This is a genomic window from Labilithrix sp., assembly GCA_019637155.1.
Taxonomy (GTDB): domain Bacteria; phylum Myxococcota_A; class Polyangia; order Polyangiales; family Polyangiaceae; genus Labilithrix.
Map to the genome: position 1 here is coordinate 169,895 of JAHBWE010000012.1, position 16,660 is coordinate 186,554.

Genomic DNA, 16,660 nt, shown 5'->3' on the forward strand with positions numbered 1-16,660 from the left:
CCTCCAAGCTCGCGAACCCCTTCGGCGAGCAGCGGAGGATGCGCGCGTCCTACGGCTGCAAGCGGGGTGCAGGGGGCGAAGCCCCATGCGTTGAAGCGAGCGTGTGGACGACGAGCTCCGATGCGTCGATCGCGCCCTTCGCGAGCTCCACCAGGCGCGCGTGGTGCGTGAAGAAGAGGACCTGCATCGTGCGCGCGACCTCGGCGAGCACCGTGAGCGCCGCGGCCGCGCGGTGGTCGTCGAGCTGGATGAGGACGTCGTCGAGGACGAGCGGCATCGGCTCCGCGCTCGCCGCGCGACGGAGGAGGCTCGCGAGGCGGAGGCTCAAATAGAGCTGATCGCGCGTGCCGTCGCTGAGGCCCGCGACGTCCACCTCCGTCGCCTTGCCGTCGGCGCGCACGCAGCGGAGGCACGGCCGGTCCTTGTCGTCGAAGCCCGCCTTGATGCCGGTGAACGCGTCGAGGGTGAGACGCGCGAAGAGCTTCGACGACGCGGCGAGGAGCGGGCCCTGGTTCTCCTCGCGGTACCGCTCGATCTCGCGCTGCAGGAGCACCGCCGCGAGCTTCACGCGCGCCCAGCGCTCCGCGCCGTCGCGCACGCGCGCGAGGTGATGCTGCGCCGCGGCCGCCGCCTCCGCCGCGTTCGACTCCTTCCGCATGTTCTCGAGGCCGAGACGAAGGCCGCCGATCTGCTCCACCGCGCGGTGCGCCTCGCGATCGAGCTCGTCGATCCGCTCGGTGAGCTCCTGCTGCACCGCCTCCGCGCGATCGGGATCGGAGACGATCGCGCGCTCCTCGTCGTCGAGCGGGCCCGGGTCCCCCTCCTCCGCGAGCAGCGCCTCGACGCGCGCGAGCTTGTCCGCCTGCTCGCGGGCGCGGCGCGCGCGATCGAAGAGCTCCCGCGCGACCGTGCGCGGCTCGCCGGTGAGGTCCGGCGCGAGCTCCTCCACCGCGCGCGCGAGATCGGCCTCGAAGTCCGCGGCGCTCGCGTCCGCGACCGCGAGGCGCGCCGCCGCGTCGTCGCGTTTGTCGCGGAGCGCGAACACCTCGCGCAGCTCGTGGATCGCGCGGTTGATCTCGTCGTCGCTCGCGTCGGCGCCGAGGCCGAGCGGCTCGACGAGGACCGCGATCTTCGCGCGGAGCTCGGCGAGCGCGGCGCCGTCCTTCGCGCGAGCGCTCTCACGATCGGCGAGATCGCGCCGATGATCGGCGATCGCCTTCGCCGCCTCGTCGCGCGCGCGCCGCGCGGCGTCGATCGCCTCGAGCCTCCCCGCCGCCTCGAGCAAGAGGTCGTCGAGGCGCTCCGTCACCGACGCGACGCCGGCGCGTTCGAGCGCGGCGCGGAGCTCGCGGACGACGCGATCGCGCCGCTCCCGCTCGAGGTCGAGCTTCGCCGCCTCCTCCGCGATGCGCGCGTGCTCCTCCACGAGCTGCGCGTGCGCCGCGAGCCACGCCGGCATCGCGGCGAGGTCGCACGGATGGAGGCCGGGGCGCGCGAAGAGCCGGCGCGCCTCGTCGTCGACGCGCGCGCGATCGGCGAGGAGCGCGGCGCGATCCGCCGCGAGCTTCTCGCGCTGGGCCGCGGCGCGCTGGAGCTCGGAGCGGAGTCGCGCGAGCGCGGTGACGCGATCGGCGTGCGCGATCATCTGGTCCGCGACGACGTCCGCGTCGCGGATCGCCCGCTCCAGCGCGAGCTCCGCGTCGGCGCGCGCGCTCGCCGCCCGGAGCGCGCGCCACGCTTCGTCGCGGGCCGCCCGCGCCGCGCGCAGCGCGGCGGCGTCGGGAGGAGCGAAATCGCCCTCGTTCTTCGCCGCTTCGCGCTCGAGCGCCGCGACCTCGCGATCGAGCTCGAGGTCGCGATCGTCGAGGCGGACGAGCCGCCGCGCGACGTCGTCGCTCTCGGCGACCAGCTTCGCGATCGCCGCCGGCGCCGGCGGGCGCAGCGCGACGAAGGCGTCGAGGTCTCCGTCGAACGTCGCGGCGGCGCGGCCCGCGAGCGCGGCGCGCTGGCGATCGACGCGCGCTCCGTCCTCGTGGAGGCGCTCCTCGATCGCCCCGAGCGCCCGCGCGCGATCGATCGCGGCCGCGAGCGCGTCCCGCGCCGGCGCGTCGACGTGCTCGCCGCCGGGATCGGTGAAGCGCGCGACCGCGAGCTCGGCGCGCCGGATCTCCTCGTCGGCGCGCTCGAGGCGCTCGGTCAACTTCGCGCGCTGGGTGAGGAGCGGCTTCACGCGCTCCTCGCTGCGCGTGTCGCGCGCGGGCGCGTCGGCCTTCACCTGCGCGCGGGCGAGCGCGTCGGCGAGGCGATCGCCGAGCCGGTCGATGTCGGCCTTGTGCGCGCGCCGCGTGTCGAGCGCGTGCTCGTACGACGCGAAGCGCTCCGACAGCGACGCGACGAGCGCGAGCTTGTGCGCCACCGCGCCGAGCGATCGCTGGAGCTCGAGGAGGTGCGCGCGTTCACGCTCGCGCGGCGCGCGCTTCGCGGCCCGGGCGAGCCGCCCGCGCCGGAGCTCGAGCTCGCGTTTGTCGGCGAGGACCGCGTCACGGCGCGAGATCTCCTCCGCGAGCGCGGCCTCCTGCTTCACGAACGCCTCGGGCAGGCTCTGCGTCTCGCGGATGCGCGCGCGCGCCTCGGTGAACGCCTTGATCGCCTCGTTGAGGAGCGGGTTCGACGCCTTCGGCTTGAAGAGCCGGTCCGCCTCCGCGTCGAGCTCGGCGACGAGCTCTTGCACGCCGCCTCCGCCGCCGACGCTCGCGTCGAAGAGGCTCTCGCCGAGGTCGCCCTTGCCTTCGAGGAGCGCGCGCGCGCCCTCGGCGAGCGTGCCGTGATCGAGGCCGTAGGCGTGGAGGAACGTCTCGCGCGTGACGCCGCCGAGGAAGCGGCGGAGGACCGCCTCGTCGATCGGCTTGTCGTTCGGATCGAGGAGCGTGCTCGTGTTCCCCTTCCGCCGCTGGAAGCGGAGGCGCTCGCCCGCCGCGCTCTCGATCGTCCCGCCCACGCGCAGATCGCCCAGCTTCGCGAGCGAGAACGCGTCCTGCGTCTTGTGCTCGATCCCGTAGAGGAGCCCCGTGATCGCGCGGAGGCTCGTGCTCTTCCCCGCCTCGTTGCGACCGAGCACGACGTGGATGCCGGGCGCGGAGAAGTCGAGCGTGTGCCCGCGGAAGTGACCGAACGCGAGGAGATCGAGGCGCGTGAGGCGCATCAGCCGTCGCTCCCGGGCGCGCCTTCGAGGAGCCGCGGCACGAGCATCTGCTCGACGTCGGCGAGGAGCGCGCGCACCGCCTCCGGATCGGCGAACCGCAGCGGCGCGTCGGCGTCGTCGCGGAGCTCGGGCGGCAGCTTCTTGTCGAGGTCGACGAGGCACGCCGCGAGCGCCGCGAGCTCCTTCGGGTCCTCCCGCAGCGCCTCGATCCGCCGCGCGAGGTGCCCGACCGCGCTCTCTTCCTGCCGCACGCGATCGAGGTCGATCTTCGCGGTCGTGCGGACGAGCACCTTCTCGAGCCAGATGCCGTCCGGCAGCGCGTCGTTCGCGGCCGCGCGCAGCTCGCTCACGAACCGCTCGAGGTCGCGCCGGATCGCGCTGTTCGCGCGCGTCGCGCCGGTGAGCATCACCCGCGCGGCGAGGATCCTGTCGTCACACGCCGCGCCGCGCTCCACCAGCGCCGCGCGCACGAGGTCGACGACCTCCATCACCTCGCTCACGCCCGCGACGTCGACGCCGACGACCTCCCAGCGCACGACGTCGAGCGCGCGGTGCTCGACCTCGATGACGACGTTGTCCTCCACCGTCACGACGCTCGCGCCCTTCGCGCCGGTCTCGCGCGCGTGGCGCCCTTGCAGGTTGCCGGGATAGACGACGTACGGATCGGTGGAGACGATCTCGCGCGCGTGGACGTGACCGAGCGCCCAGTAGTCGTAGCCCTTCGACCGCAGCGTCTCGAGCGAGGTCGGCGCGTACGGCGCGTGACCCTCGCGGCCGTCGATGCTCGTATGCAAGAGCCCGACGTTGAAGCGCCCCGGCACGCGCGGCGGGTACTTCGCGGCGAGGTCCTCGGACATGATGCGCTCGGAGAAGCTCTGGCCGTGCACCACGATCGGCGCGTTCGGCAGCTCGACGCTGTGCGCCTTCTTGTGCTCGAAGACGCGCACGTTCGCCGGCAGCTGCAGGTTCTTCACGACCGCGCTCGCGGCGTCGTGGTTCCCGCGCACGAGCATCACCGGCACGCCCGCCTCGCGGAGGCGCGACATCTGCGCGGCGAAGAAGAGGCCGGTCGAGAAGTCGCGCCAGCCGCCGTCGAACACGTCGCCGGCGAGCAAGAGCACGTCCGCCTTCACCTCGAGGCAGAGCGCGACGAGGTTCTCGAGCGCCCTCCGCGTCGCGCCGCGGAGCCGCTCCGCCGGCGCGCCTTCGTAGCGATCGAGCCCACGCAGCGGGCTGTCGACGTGCAGGTCGGCGGCGTGGACGATCTTCACGCCGCAACACTAGCACCCTCGCACGCGGGCGCGCCCCAGAGGAGCGACACGTCGCCCATCTCGTGCGCGAGCAGATCGCTCGCCTCCGCCTCGGTGAGGCTCCGATCGAGGACCGCGCGCGGGGCGAACGCGCCGAGGAGCTCGAAGTGGCTCGTCGTCGTCTCGTGCACGCCGGTGAGGATCCCGTCGACGACCCGCCGCTCGAACGACGGCCCGATGCGAAGGTCGGTGATCCCGGCGAGCGCCCCCGTCCGCGCCACGGTCTCGAGCGCACGCGTGACGCTCGTGCCGATCGCGACGACGCGACGCGCGCGCAGGACGGCGTCCCACGTCGCGCGCGGCACCTCGTAGCGCTCGGGGAGCGGCAAGAGCGCGTCGATCGCTTCGTCGCCGATCGACGAGATCCCGGCCGCGTGCGTCAGCGTCGCAACCTCCACCCCGCGCCGCTCGAGCTCCGCGAGCACGCCGAAGGTGAGGACGCGCCCCGCCGACGGCATCTCCACCGCCCACGGCCGCCCCGCGTACGCGTTCTGCACGTCCCACAGCGCGTAGGCCTCCGGGACATGTGCATACTGCACGGGCCTCCCGGCCGCGTAGAGCGCGGACCATAGCGCGGCGCCGCCGGCGGAGAAGCGCAGCGTCACGAGCCGCGGCGACTCGGGGTGCACGCGCGCGATCGTGGCGGTGAGCCCGTGCCCGAACGCGAACGTGTCGCCCGCGCGCACGGACGGCGGCGCGGGCCGGTCCTCCGTGCGCGTCCGCCAGTCGCCGGCGCCGAGCAGCGCGGCGGTCCAAGTCCGGTCGCCCTGCGCGCCGAGCAAGCGCACCTCGACGTCGCCGCTCTGGAGCGACGCGGGCAGCGTCGCGGCGTCGTTCACGACGAGGAGGTCGCCACGATCGAAGAGGCGCGCGAACTCCGCGCTCGGCGCGAGGTACATCGCGCCCACCGCGGCGTCGACGACGAGCACGCGGAGCTCCCGCGGCGGACGGTAGCGCGTGGCCGCCTTCACGCCGCCACCCGCGCGCCGCTCGGGTGCGCGCCGGCACCGTCGCCGGCGACGAGCGCGACGAGCCGCTCCGCGACGTCGGCGGGGCGCGCGAGCGTGGCCGGATCCGCGTCCGGCACCGCGTCGGCGTGCATCTTCGTGTCCATCTCGCCGGGATCGAACGCGTAGAAGCGGAGGTGCGGGCTCTCCGCCGCGAAGCTGCGCGCGAGGTGGTCCTGCGCCGCCTTCGAGACGCCGTAGGCGCCCCAGCGCTCGTAGGCGGAGGTCGCCGCGTCGGAGCTGACGAAGACGAAGGTGCCGCGCTTCGCGAGGACCATCGGCCCCGCGAGCGCCTTCGTGAGCCGGAACGGACCGACGAGGTTCACCGCGAGCACGCGCTCGAGGTCCTCGCAGTCGAGGTCGAGGAGGAGCGGCATCGGGAGCGGCCCGAGCGTGCTCGCGTTGTGGATCACGATGCTGGGTGACCCCACGAGCGCCGCCGTCGCGCCGGCGAGGCGGTGGATCGCCTCCTTGTCGCCGACGTCGAACGCGAGCCCGTGCACGTCGGCGTTGCCCGTCTCCGCGCGGATCTCCGCCACCGCCGCGTCGAGCGCCTCCTTGCCGCGCGCGACCATCACCACGCGCGCCCCGCGCCGAGCGAGCACACGCGCCGTCTCTCTCCCCAACCCTGCCGATGCGCCGGTCACCAGCGCCGCTTCACCACGGATGTCCATGGCCCTCACGATGACGCATCTATGCCATCCTGATGGCAAGGGGGACAAAGGATTGGCGGGGAGCTACGCGGTTGCCGCGAGGGCGCGCACGCGCGACGATAGGAGGATGCTTCGTCGAGGTGGCTTCGTTCTGGCGTCGGTGGTCGCGTTGGGGCTCGCGCCGCGCGCGGCGTGGGCGATGGCGGCGCCGCCGTGTCCGCCGGTGAAGATGCTGCCGACCGCGAGCTCGGTCCCCGCGAACCTCCCCGCCTTCGGCTTCACCGCGCTGAACCCGGACGCGAGCTCGGTGCACCTCTTCTCCGTACCGGCGGGCGGCGGCGCACGGGTCGAGGTGCCGGTCACCCTCGCGCCCGCCGTCGACGGCTTCACGAAGATCACGCCGAACACGGCGCTCGTCGCGGGCACGTCGTACGAGCTCGAGTACAGCGGGTCGGCCTGCACCTACGGCGGCTCTCCTCCGGCTGGTCCGTACAAGTTCACCGCCGTCGCCGCCGCGCCGCTCCCGACGAAGGTCGGGACGCTGGAAGGCGGGCCGGTGGTGGCGACGAAGGACCGCGGCACGACGCAGTTCACCGTCGACGTGGCGTACGCGATCGATCCCGAGATGAAGCCGTGGGTCGGCGTCTACGAGCTCCTCCTCGTCGTCGACGGGAGGATCGTCGGCTCGAAGGTGTCGCTCTCGGGCACGGACGTCGTCAAGCTGAACGCGACCGGCTGGTGCGACGCGACCAACGCGGCGGCGAACCCGCATCAGGTCCTCCTCCGCGCGCGGCTGCCGTTCTCGCCGAACGTCGAGTCCGCTTCGACGCCGGTGAGCTTCGACTGCCCCGCGCCTGCGCTGAAGACGCCCGGCGGCGCGCCGCCCACCACGGGGACGACGCCGCCGGTCCCGACGGCAGCGCCGACGCCTGCGCCCGGAGCCGGCGACGGCGGAGCGAGCGCGGCGCCCAGCTCCGGGGGCTCGTCGTCGTCGTGCCGCTCCGCACCCGGTCGTCCGACCGCGACGTCGCCGCTCGCCGCGCTCGTCGTGCTCGCCGCCGCTCTCACGCGGCGAAGGGCTGCCACGCGCCGTACGTGAACGAGCGCCACGCCCACTCGAGCGGGCCGTAGCGGAAGCGCGCGAGCCACCAGCGCGCGAAGATCATCTGCGCGCCGAAGAGCGCGACGACGATCCCGAGCGCCGGGAGCCGGCCGATCGCGCCGAAGAGACCGAGGCCATACCCGTAGAACACGAAGCCGAGCACGATCGACTGCGTGAGGTAGCTCGTGAGCGCCATGCGCCCGATCGGCGCGAAGACGCGGAGCCCTCCGCGCGCGGCGACGCTCGCGATCGCGGCGCCGTAGCCGAGCGACAACGCCACGGAGCCCGGGCCGTCGAGCGCGTAGACGCCGCGGACGTGGACGAGCCACGTCGCGACGGCCCCGAGCGCGCACAGGACGGCGGCGACCGCAGGCATGCGCGCATTCCGAAAGAAGCGTGTCTTCCACACGACGGCGCCGAGGAAGAAGAGGCCGAGCGTGCGCGGCGCGGTCCACGCGAGCAGGGCCGCGGTCGGGCGCAGCTCGACGAGACGAAACGCGAGCACCTGCCGGAACGAGCCGTACGGGTAGACGTGGCGCGCCGCTTCGACGTGCTCCGCGAGGTCGGCCTCGCTCGCGAACGGACGCGGGTACGGGAGCGGCGCGACGTGGAGCACGAAGAGCGCGAGCGCGAGCGCGACGAGCACACGAACGCGAGCGCGCGCGACGATCGGCGCGGCGACGAGCCCGAGGAGCGCGTAGAGCGTGAGGACGTCACCGGTCGAGAGCAGCACGAAGTGGAGGAGACCGATCGCGAGGAGCAGACCGAGGCGGCGCAGGACGAGGCGCGCGAAGCGCTGCGGCGCGCGCTCGTGCGTCGCGGCGAGGCCGGCGCCGAAGAGGAGCGAGAAGAGGATGAACGCCTTCATCTCCGGCCGATCGCGACGCCGCGCCCGATCGCGTGCTCGAGCGCCGGCTCCGGCGCGCGCGGCAGGAACGGCTCGAAGAGCGGCACGCGAAAGACCGTGAGCGCGTTCACGACGAGCACGCCGAGGAGAGCGACGCCGCGCACCACGTCGACGACCGGCTCGCGCGCGTCGCCGCCGGTCGGAGACACGGGGACCATCCGCGTCCCCGCTTCGCTCAGGCGGCGAGGGGCACGAGGCCGGCGAGCATGAGGGGCGCGAGCCCATCGAGCATGCGCGCCGCCTCGTCCGGCGCCGGGACGCCCGCCGCGCGGCGCACGCTCGGCTCGACCGCGACGGCGAGCTCGCGCGCCAGCGTCGTGAACGCGTCCTGCCGCTCGGCGGCGACGCGCGCGCGCTCGGCGGCGGTGAGCTGCGGCTCGATCCACGCCGCGACGTCCCACGAGAGCGCGGCGTGCGCGGTCTCTTCTCCCGCGATCGCGGCCATCGCGGCGCGGACGTCGGGATCCGCCGCGCGCTCCACCTGGAGATGCGCGACGAGCGCGCCGTACGTCTCGCGGACGCAGCCCTCGCGCGCGTTCTCGAGCGCGATCTCGAGGAGCGTCGGGACCGACGCCGGAAGGATCTCGGGGCGGCGCGGGGTGACGCCGTACTTCCGCGCGAGCGCGGCGGCCCTGCGAGCGTGGCGGACCTCGTCGCGCGCCGCCCTCCGAACGCGCGCGAGGAGCTCGCCGGGCGCGCCTCGCGCCGCGAGCTGGCGGTGGAGCCGGCGGAACGCGACGACGCTCGCGGCCTCGAGCGTCGCCATCGCCGCGAAGTGCGGGCCGACGCCGCCGCGAGGCTCGCGATCGAGGCAGAGGCCTTCGGGCCTTCTTCCCGCGACCATGCAGCTGGGCTCCTCGCCGAGGTCGGTGCGCGAGAGCTCGGTGACGTTCCCGTTCGCGTCGACGTGGATCGTGACGTCGTACGTGGTCTTGCCGCAGTTCTTCTCCTCGCGGACCTTCATGTCGAAGCCGCCGCCGGCCGCGACGCGGAACTCGGAGTCGGGGACGGGCTTGGGCGCGCTCCCTTGTCCGCACACGATCGAGTAACCGGCGGTGGTCGCGGCCCAGCGCGCCTCTTCGAGGGTGTCGAACGGAGCCGCGAGCGCGCGCTGCTCGCCCTGGCTGCGCGCGACCCCGATCTCGTCGCCGCGCGTATAGAGGACGTACGACGCGGTGCAGGTCCGCCCGTCGTACGGAGCGACGGAGCCGTACTGCGCATTGCACTCTGCACGCGTCGGCGGCAGGACGCGGTAGTTGGCGACCTTGTCGAGGCACGCGGCCTTGTCCGACGCGGTGGCGCAGAGCGATCCGGCGGCGTCGCCTTGCGTCGACGTCCAGAGGTCGTCGCCGTCGTCGACGGCGGGCGCCGGGAGCGGCGGGTACGCAGCCTCGGTGCGCACGACCGCGCCGTCGATCGGCGGCGTGGTCGTGAGCCCTTCGAGGAACGTCTTCTGCGTCGTGCACGCGGACGCGTAGGTGGTCGTGCCGGGCGTCCCGCTCGTGCCGGAGCTGGTCCCGCTCGAGCCGCCGGAGCTCGTTCCGCCGGAGCTCGGGAGGTCCCCTCCCCCGCCGCCGCACGCGGCGCACGCCGCGGTCGCGAGGATCGTGGTGAGGACATCGGAAAACGTACGGCGAAGGCGCGTCTCGGTCGGCATCGTCTCGGACCTCGGCTGCGTCGATGGTAGCAGAGCTCCGCGCGCGCGGCGCCCCGCCATCTCAATGGCAACGGTGACAAAGGATTGGCAGGGTGGTAGGCGGTTGTCATGGATGACGTCGCGACGCGGCTGGGGCGGAACGTGCGGACGCTGCGCGAGGCCCGCGGGATGACGCAGGCGCAGATGGCCAAGCTCGCGGAGCTCCCGCGCGCGACGTGGACGAACATGGAGTCCGGCGCCGCGAACCCGACCCTCGCCGTCCTCGACCGCGTCGCGACCGCGTTCCAGGTCACGATCGAGGAGCTCGTCGCGGCCCCGCGCTCGGAGGCGCGCCACTACCCGAAGGCGGAGGTCGTCACGAAGCTGCGCGGCGCGGCCACCGTCCGCAAGCTCCTCCCCGATCCGATCCCGGGGATGGAGATCGATCGCTTCGAGCTCCCGCCGCGCGTGAAGATGGCGGGCGTACCGCACACCCCGGGCACGCGCGAGTACCTCACCTGCGAGGCGGGCGAGGTGCTGCTCGTCGCGTCGGGCGAGGAGTACCACCTCCGCCCCGGCGACGTCGTCGCGTTCCGCGGCGACCAGCGCCACTCGTACGCCAACCCCGGCCCGAAGACGGCGGTCGCCTATTCGGTCGTCGTCATCGCCCGCCGCTGATGGAGCACGTAGCCATGCGTGAGCAGCTCGTCGCGTCGATGGGCCCGGTCGAGGTCTCCGATCTTCGCGCGCACCTCGCGCGCGACGCCGTCATCGTCGTCGACGCTTCGCTCGATCTGCTCACCGTCGCCGAGGCCGTCGCGCGCGACGACAAGGAGCAGGTCGGCGCATGGATCGCGCGGAGCCTCATCGGCAAACCGACCCTCGAGACGCTCGAGCGCTGGTCGAAGTCGCCGCCGCCGCTCGTCTCGGTGGTGGTGCAGCCGTTCGTGCTCGTGTCCGAGAAGCGAGACCCGACCGCGAACTGAGGGCCGCGCGCGCGTCACGTCGCGGCGATCCCCCACTCCGCGGCGAGCCACTCGAGCATCGGCCATTCTTCCTTCGCCACGACGTCGGAGGCGGCGACGGCGTAGATCGCCTCGTAGATCGCCTCGCGCGCGGCGGGTCTCGTGACGCCGGCGGCGATCGCCTTGAGCGCGTCGTCATCGGGGACGGTCTCGGCCGCCCGCTCGATCAAGTCCCAGACCGCGGACCCGTCGGCCGCGTCCGCCTCCGGCATGGAGCGGTACGGCCCCGCGACGGTGGTCGTCGCGAAGAGCTCCGCCGCGACCGCCTCGATCGCCTGCTCCTCCTCCTCGCTGAAGCGCCCGTCGAGCCTGACGAGCACCCGCGCCAGGGCGGCGAACGCGAACTGCTCCTCCGGGCTCAGCGTGACGTTCATCGATGCCGCGCGCCTAACCGTAGATCGAGCGGACGTCCGCGCGGCCGGCGTGCTGCTTCGTCCAGAGGACGAGCGGCTCGGGCAGCTCGAAGCCGAGCGTCACGATGTTCGCGACCGCGGGCGAGGTGGCGACGCGCCCGGGGAACGCGGCGACCCAGACCGCCGCCGAGTACGCCCAGACGTCGGCGGCGCTCCACGTGTCGCCGGCGAGGTACGGCCGCGTCGCCTTCGCCGCGACGAAGTCGATCGCGTCCTTCGCGCGCGCGAGCCGCTCTTCTTTCATCGCGCCCCACGCCGGATCGTTCCTGAGCTCGAAGGTGCGCGTCCCGAGATCGACGAGCGCGTTCATCGCGACGTCGACCGCGGTCATGATCGCGAGCGCCGCATGCGCGTGCGCGGCGGGCACGAGCGCCGGGCGATCGGGGTACGCGAGATCGAGGTACTGCACGATCGCGCCCGAGTCGCCGAGCGCGCGCCCGTCCTCCTCGACGAAGACGGGCATCGTGCGGATCGGCCCGAGCGCGCGCGCCGCCGCGAGGTGCTTCGGATCCTCCCGCCCGTCGCGCAGCTCGACCGCGATCCCTTTGTGGGCGAGGGCGAGCCGCGTGCGCCGAGAGAAGACGGACTGCTGGAAGTGGTAGAGGACGCGCCCGCTCACCGCACCCTCGCGCGCGCCACACCCACGCCCACGCCCACGCTCAGTGCGTCGCGCCCTGCGGGAGCGTCGGCGTCTCCGCCATCATGCGGATGGCGGCGTCGCTCGCGACGAGCGTCTCGGTGCCGGCCGCCATGTCGCGGACGTCCCAGTAGATCCAGCCGTCCGCGCGGAAGTGCGGGGCGAACGCGTACTGGCGGTCCTTCATGTGCGTGAGGCGCACCGTCTTGCCGGTGAACAGGTCGACGAGGATGACGTTCGCCGACTTCGCCGGGAGCTCGGGAGTCTCGTTCTTGTCGACATATTCGTGCGAAACGACGAAGCGCTCGTCGTACGAGACCGCGCCCTTCGCCGCGTTGGTGCACACCGTGCCGAGCACCTCGGTCGTGACGCCGTACGTCGTCGTCGACGCGCCGCCGCTGCTCCCCGGCGTCACCGTCTCGGTCACGTTGAGCTTGCGGATGCGGAGCCCGCGCCCGCCCGTCTTGTTGCCGAAGCGCGTGACGAGGTACGCGTTCGACGGCGAGAGCGCCTGATCGCCCTCGTACGGCAGCTCCACCGTGACGTTGCGCTGCGGCACGAACTTGACGCCGTCGCTGACCATCGGCGTGAAGATCGTCTTGGCGCTGCCGTCGAAGCCGGGCCGCGGGCCGGTGCCGGAGGCCTCGCCGTCGTCGTTGACGTGCGCGCCCGTGGTCATCAGGTAGAGGTGGTTGTCGAGCGCGGCGCCGACGGTCTGGTACACGCTGCTGATGATCGTGCTGCAGCCGGTCTCGTTCATCGTGATCGGCCCGGTCGCGCCGGTGAGCACGCTCATGCGGCACACCTTGATCGGCCCGTTGCCGCTGCCGACGCCCGCGAACGAGAAGCCCTCGTTGTTCGGGAAGAACTGCGGGTCGTAGCTGGCCTTCACGTCGATGATGCCGCCCGGCGCCGGCTTCGAGAGGTCGATGAACTTGCCCGCGTTGTTGAGGCCGAACCCGGCGTACTTGCCGTCCGGCGACGAGCGGATCCACCAGTGCGACTTGAACGGAACGTCGCGGAGCTTGCGGAGCACCTGATCGGCGTCGGGCGCGCTCCACTGCGCCGTGACGTCGGGGAACTGCGTGAGGCACTGCTCGCCCGCCCCTTCACCGCAGCCGAACATCGGCGTCGCCGCGTCGGCGAGCCGCGCGCCCCACCCGTCGGTCGCCATCTTCTGGATGTGCGCGCGGAGCTCGGGCGTCGTCGAAGGCCGGCAGGGCCCGAGGTCCGGATCTTCGAGCGCGACGTCGAGCGCCGGCATCCCGGCGAGCACCCACCGCTTGATCCTCGTGAACTCCGCCTCGCTGAAGGGCGGCACGTTGCCGATGGGCATCCCGGCGCCGAGCGCGAACTCGTCGTACGCCTCCTGCTCCGCCGCCCCGCCCTCGCCGGTGATGAAGAGCTGCTTGAACTGCGCCGTCTTCGTGCCGGCGGAGTAGAGGCCGAGGTGCGTGGCCTCGTAGAACCCGTCCGGCCCCTTCAGGCACGCGATGCGCTGCTCACGCGTGAGCCCCACCGGCTTGATGCACTCGCTCTCGATCGCCTGCATCTTCGCGCCCCAGCGCAGCACGTCGGCCTTGCTGGCGGTGTGGCACCGGTTGCACTTCCCGTTCGCGCCGGTGAGCAGCGACACGGCCGCCCGCGCCTGCGAGATCTCGGCGGCGGTCGCGGCCCCTTCGTCCGCGGCGACGTCCCCATCCCCCACCTCCGTCGAGCATCCGTTCGCGAACGCAACGACGGCAGATACGGCAAGAACGGACGAGACGATGAGGTTCGAGCGCACGCGGGCCTCCATAGGCGGCAAAGGAGGCGCTTCTCGTAGCGTGTGGTTTTGCATCGTCCACCCGAAATCGACGAGCAGATCCATTCGAGACGCTCCCCCATCCCCCCAACCCCTTCAGAATCACTACAAAACCCCACCAAACCGCCCCCACCGGAAACGCCCCTTTCCGACCAGGAACCGTTCACTTTTCTTTTCTAGGCCCGCACGACTCTCCAGCCCGCCGCTACGCCTTCGGTATGGGGCGCTGCGAGATTGCGCCTTTAGCTCCGCAACACGCCCACCCCCACGCCGCCCCTCCCCCACCGAGTCCACCACCCCACCCCCCGCGCGTCCTTCCCGTTCCCACCCGCCGCGACCTCCGAAGCCAACTGGTACGGCGCGACGTGTCTCGCCCCGATGCTCGCGGTCCCATCGCCGCCGCCTACGTCGCCATCGCACGACGGCGGAGCGCCCCTCGACCCCTGCCGCATCTTCCACCGCCGCTCCCCCCCGAGCTCAAGCGACCGCCTTCATCCGCCCCTTCGGCCATTGCACGACGTTGGCGCCGCTCGAGCTCGGGTCGCGTTGCACGCCCGGAGTGACGCCACTCGGCATTCGGCGCATTCTCCACCCCTTTGAAGCTCGCAGTGCGCGCGGAACCCGGCACGGCGCATCACTCCCCCTTCGCCCCTCTTCCGGCGCGGCGCCTTCCGGGCCCGCACCTCTCCCTTCGCCTCGCCTCTCTTCCGTGGCGTCTTCGCGCACGCGGGCCCCCGCACGGCGCATCTCCCCCTTCCTCTTTCCGGCGCCGGCGTCTTTCGCGCACGCAGGACCCCCGCACGGCGCATCTCTCCCCCCTTCGCGTCGCTCCTTTTCCGGCGCGGCGCCTTCGCGCACGCAGGACCCCCGCACGGCGCATCTCTCCACAGGTTGTCCCGGTTTCCAAGCTGCGTTCGCTCCGTCCAGCTGTCGCACGGCGCATCGGCGCCGGTCTCTTCCTCTTGTTCATGCCTTATTTTATGCTATGCTGATTAACATGCGTCGCGGTCGACAGGTTCCCCTCTTCCCCGCCAAGGCGTCGCGTGCCGGGAGAGGTGGGCGGCGAGCGCGACCGGAGCGGCGCGGCTTCGTGAAGCACGTCACGCGGAAGCCCCACCATCGGGACCATCCGCTCCACGTCTCGATGAAGCGTGTCCCCGTGGGCCCGAGCTTTCGCGCCGAGCGCGTGCACGCCGCCATCGTCGGGCAGATCGCCGCGTGTGTCGCACGCGGGGTGCGCGTCGTGCACTACTCCGTGCAGCATGACCACCTCCATCTCCTCGTCGAAGCCGACGACAAAAAGGAGGCCGCGCGGCGTCTCCAGCTCCTCTTCTCTCGCATCGCCTTCGCCGTGAACCGCGTCTCCCACCGCCACGGCTCGCTCTTTCGCGACCGCCACCATCGCCGCGCGCTCTCCTCACCCAGCGAGACGCGCAACGTCCTCGTCTACCTGTTCTTCAACGCGCGCAAGCACGACATCCAGCACGGCCGCGCCACCAACGCCTCCTTCGAGCTCGACCCGATGACCTCGGCACCTTGGTTCGACGCCTGGCAACCCGTCGCACGACCGCCACCAGAAGCTTTTGCTCGCGCTCGCGCTCCGAGAGCTTCTCCTCCAACCGCAACACCCCGCACCTGGATGGCATCCGAAGGCTGGCTCCGCGCAGGAGGACCGATCGCCTTCCACGAGATCCCCTCCATCCCCCGCTTCCTCCTCCGCTAACCGCTCGCCGCCCCTTCACCACCGGACTACCGCAGCCGGCGCGCGAGCGATTCGCTGCGAACGGCCGGATGATGCGGCGTCTCCGTGACGCGCGAGGTCGGGGCGTCGGAGCGGAGCGGCTCACTCGATGATCAGGATGTCCTGCGAATCGAACGGGATGCCGTAGATCTTCCCGTCGGGCGCGCGTACTCCGCCGGACCACTTCTCGTTGCCCACGAGCTCGGAAGCGCCCAGCGTGCTGCGCGTGGCCGTGCCCGACGCGGGGTCGACGATCAAGATGTCGGGGGCGGAGAGCGGTATGGCGTAGATCAACCCGTCGGTCCCGACGACACCACCGGTCCACTTGTCGTCACCCGCGAGGTTCGCACCCAAGAGCGCGGTCGTGCCGGGTCCGGTCACGACGTTGCGCCACTTCCACGGGCCGGAGAGATCGTCCGTCTTCAACGACTCGCGCCAGGCGACCCCCGCGGCGGGGTCGATGATCAGGAAGTCGACGCTGTCGTGCGGGACGGCGTAGATCCGTCCGTCCACGCCGAGAGCGCCGCCCTGCCATTTCCGCGCACTGCCGCCGAGCGGGCCCGCGTCCATGTCGCTGCGCGTGACGGTGCCGGCGTCCGGATCGAGGATCAGGATGTCCGTGCTGCCCTGCGGGATGCCGTAGATCTTGTCGTCCGGCCCGAGCACGCCGCCATACCATTTGCTGTTGCCGTTCAACACGTCGGGCGCTGACGTCATGGACGTACGGACGGCGGTGCCCCTCTCCGGATCGATGATCAGCACGTCGGAGCTCGAGTACGGGATGCCGTAGATCTTCCCGTCCGGCCCGAGCACACCGCCGCTCCACTTCGCGCCGCCCGCGAGCACGCCCGCGCCCGCGCCCATGTCGCTGCGCGTCGCGGTGCCGGCGACCGGATCGATGATCAACACGTCGGGGCTCGAGTACGGGATGCCGTAGATCTTCCCGTCCGGCCCGAGCACACCGCCGCTCCACTTCGCGCCGCCCAGCAGCGAAGAGCCCAGCGTGTTGCGCCGCGCCTTCTTGCCCGCCCCCGCATCGATCGCATCGATCGCATCGATCGCGTCGGCCACGTCGACGTCCGCCGCGCCGGAGTCTGCGTCGTCGGTCGGGTTCGCGTCACCGCCGAACGAGCCGCAAGCCCACGCCGCCGCGACGAGCGTGAGGGAGACGCCGAAGAGCGCTCCGCGCACAGCTCGTGTTCGGCGCGCGAGCGTCATTCGAC

General features: G+C 72.6%; 15 protein-coding genes. 4 read left to right on the plus strand and 11 right to left on the minus strand.

The genetic code is table 11. The features are described 5' to 3' along the window. Window positions 1-49: 49 nt before the first annotated feature. From KF837_25585 to KF837_25600, 4 genes are all read right to left on the minus strand, one after another. Window positions 50-3,202 carry an AAA family ATPase gene (locus tag KF837_25585; GenBank protein MBX3230716.1) on the minus strand — a complete coding sequence of 1,051 codons (3,153 nt, stop codon included), beginning with the start codon at window positions 3,200-3,202 and terminating at the stop codon, window positions 50-52. Continuing rightward, window positions 3,202-4,473, minus strand: a complete 1,272-nt coding sequence (locus tag KF837_25590) for a DNA repair exonuclease (protein ID MBX3230717.1) — start codon at window positions 4,471-4,473, stop codon at window positions 3,202-3,204. Before KF837_25590 ends, KF837_25585 begins: the two co-directional genes overlap by 1 nt. Then, window positions 4,470-5,411 carry an S-adenosylmethionine:tRNA ribosyltransferase-isomerase gene (locus KF837_25595; GenBank protein ID MBX3230718.1) on the minus strand — a complete coding sequence of 314 codons (942 nt, stop codon included), beginning with the start codon at window positions 5,409-5,411 and terminating at the stop codon, window positions 4,470-4,472. The genes KF837_25590 and KF837_25595 overlap by 4 nt, the downstream gene beginning before the upstream one ends. A 68-nt stretch (window positions 5,412-5,479) precedes the next feature. Next, window positions 5,480-6,193, minus strand: a complete 714-nt coding sequence (locus KF837_25600; GenBank protein ID MBX3230719.1) for an SDR family oxidoreductase — start codon at window positions 6,191-6,193, stop codon at window positions 5,480-5,482. 106 nt (window positions 6,194-6,299) lie between these two features. On the opposite strand from KF837_25600, the gene KF837_25605 reads away from it, so the two are divergent. Further along, window positions 6,300-7,271 carry a hypothetical protein gene (locus tag KF837_25605; protein ID MBX3230720.1) on the plus strand — a complete coding sequence of 324 codons (972 nt, stop codon included), beginning with the start codon at window positions 6,300-6,302 and terminating at the stop codon, window positions 7,269-7,271. On the opposite strand, the gene KF837_25610 is transcribed toward KF837_25605, so the two are convergent. From KF837_25610 to KF837_25620, 3 genes are read right to left on the minus strand one after another with little or no spacing between them, the layout of a single operon-like run. Continuing rightward, window positions 7,237-8,142, minus strand: coding sequence for a DUF418 domain-containing protein (locus tag KF837_25610; protein ID MBX3230721.1), 906 nt, complete (start codon window positions 8,140-8,142; stop codon window positions 7,237-7,239). The genes KF837_25605 and KF837_25610 overlap by 35 nt on opposite strands. Then, entirely contained in the window at window positions 8,139-8,339 is a 201-nt protein-coding gene (locus tag KF837_25615; GenBank protein ID MBX3230722.1) for a hypothetical protein, read from the minus strand. The genes KF837_25610 and KF837_25615 overlap by 4 nt, the downstream gene beginning before the upstream one ends. Before the next feature lie 17 nt (window positions 8,340-8,356). Continuing rightward, window positions 8,357-9,838 carry a hypothetical protein gene (locus tag KF837_25620; protein MBX3230723.1) on the minus strand — a complete coding sequence of 494 codons (1,482 nt, stop codon included), beginning with the start codon at window positions 9,836-9,838 and terminating at the stop codon, window positions 8,357-8,359. A gap of 108 nt (window positions 9,839-9,946) precedes the next feature. On the opposite strand from KF837_25620, the gene KF837_25625 reads away from it, so the two are divergent. Both KF837_25625 and KF837_25630 read left to right on the plus strand, forming a co-directional pair. Beyond that, on the plus strand, window positions 9,947-10,495 hold the full coding sequence (locus KF837_25625) for a helix-turn-helix transcriptional regulator (protein ID MBX3230724.1): 549 nt from the start codon (window positions 9,947-9,949) through the stop codon (window positions 10,493-10,495). A 14-nt stretch (window positions 10,496-10,509) separates the two neighbouring features. Beyond that, window positions 10,510-10,803 (plus strand): DUF2288 domain-containing protein, encoded by a 294-nt coding sequence (locus KF837_25630; protein ID MBX3230725.1) that lies wholly within the window; start codon window positions 10,510-10,512, stop codon window positions 10,801-10,803. Window positions 10,804-10,817: 14 nt separating this feature from the next. Here KF837_25630 and KF837_25635 read toward each other — a convergent pair whose 3' ends face one another. The 3 genes from KF837_25635 to KF837_25645 are packed head-to-tail and all read right to left on the minus strand — an operon-like array spanning window position 10,818 to window position 13,678. Next, window positions 10,818-11,216, minus strand: a complete 399-nt coding sequence (locus KF837_25635) for a TerB family tellurite resistance protein (GenBank protein MBX3230726.1) — start codon at window positions 11,214-11,216, stop codon at window positions 10,818-10,820. Between the two features lie 13 nt (window positions 11,217-11,229). Continuing rightward, window positions 11,230-11,874: a glutathione S-transferase family protein gene (locus tag KF837_25640; GenBank protein MBX3230727.1), complete on the minus strand. Its 645-nt coding sequence runs from the start codon at window positions 11,872-11,874 to the stop codon at window positions 11,230-11,232. Between the two features lie 40 nt (window positions 11,875-11,914). Continuing rightward, window positions 11,915-13,678: a hypothetical protein gene (locus KF837_25645; protein ID MBX3230728.1), complete on the minus strand. Its 1,764-nt coding sequence runs from the start codon at window positions 13,676-13,678 to the stop codon at window positions 11,915-11,917. A gap of 1,162 nt (window positions 13,679-14,840) precedes the next feature. Here KF837_25645 and KF837_25650 point away from each other — a divergent pair. Continuing rightward, complete coding sequence (locus KF837_25650) at window positions 14,841-15,419, plus strand: hypothetical protein (GenBank protein ID MBX3230729.1); 579 nt, start codon at window positions 14,841-14,843, stop codon at window positions 15,417-15,419. Between the two features lie 120 nt (window positions 15,420-15,539). Here KF837_25650 and KF837_25655 read toward each other — a convergent pair whose 3' ends face one another. Further along, window positions 15,540-16,655, minus strand: coding sequence for a PQQ-like beta-propeller repeat protein (locus KF837_25655; GenBank protein MBX3230730.1), 1,116 nt, complete (start codon window positions 16,653-16,655; stop codon window positions 15,540-15,542). Window positions 16,656-16,660: the final 5 nt, after the last annotated feature.

Bases quoted from the DNA above. Each gene is read 5' to 3' on its own strand.
- KF837_25585 (MBX3230716.1), bottom strand. From the start codon at position 3,202: ATGCGCCTCACGCGCCTCGATCTCCTCGCGTTCGGTCACTTCCGCGGG.
- KF837_25595 (MBX3230718.1), bottom strand. From the start codon at position 5,411: ATGTACCTCGCGCCGAGCGCGGAGTTCGCGCGCCTCTTCGATCGTGGC.
- KF837_25600 (MBX3230719.1), bottom strand. From the start codon at position 6,193: ATGGACATCCGTGGTGAAGCGGCGCTGGTGACCGGCGCATCGGCAGGG.
- KF837_25605 (MBX3230720.1), top strand. From the start codon at position 6,300: ATGCTTCGTCGAGGTGGCTTCGTTCTGGCGTCGGTGGTCGCGTTGGGG.
- KF837_25610 (MBX3230721.1), bottom strand. From the start codon at position 8,142: ATGAAGGCGTTCATCCTCTTCTCGCTCCTCTTCGGCGCCGGCCTCGCC.
- KF837_25615 (MBX3230722.1), bottom strand. From the start codon at position 8,339: ATGGTCCCCGTGTCTCCGACCGGCGGCGACGCGCGCGAGCCGGTCGTC.
- KF837_25620 (MBX3230723.1), bottom strand. From the start codon at position 9,838: ATGCCGACCGAGACGCGCCTTCGCCGTACGTTTTCCGATGTCCTCACC.
- KF837_25625 (MBX3230724.1), top strand. From the start codon at position 9,947: ATGGATGACGTCGCGACGCGGCTGGGGCGGAACGTGCGGACGCTGCGC.
- KF837_25630 (MBX3230725.1), top strand. From the start codon at position 10,510: ATGCGTGAGCAGCTCGTCGCGTCGATGGGCCCGGTCGAGGTCTCCGAT.
- KF837_25635 (MBX3230726.1), bottom strand. From the start codon at position 11,216: ATGAACGTCACGCTGAGCCCGGAGGAGCAGTTCGCGTTCGCCGCCCTG.
- KF837_25650 (MBX3230729.1), top strand. From the start codon at position 14,841: ATGAAGCGTGTCCCCGTGGGCCCGAGCTTTCGCGCCGAGCGCGTGCAC.
- KF837_25655 (MBX3230730.1), bottom strand. From the start codon at position 16,655: ATGACGCTCGCGCGCCGAACACGAGCTGTGCGCGGAGCGCTCTTCGGC.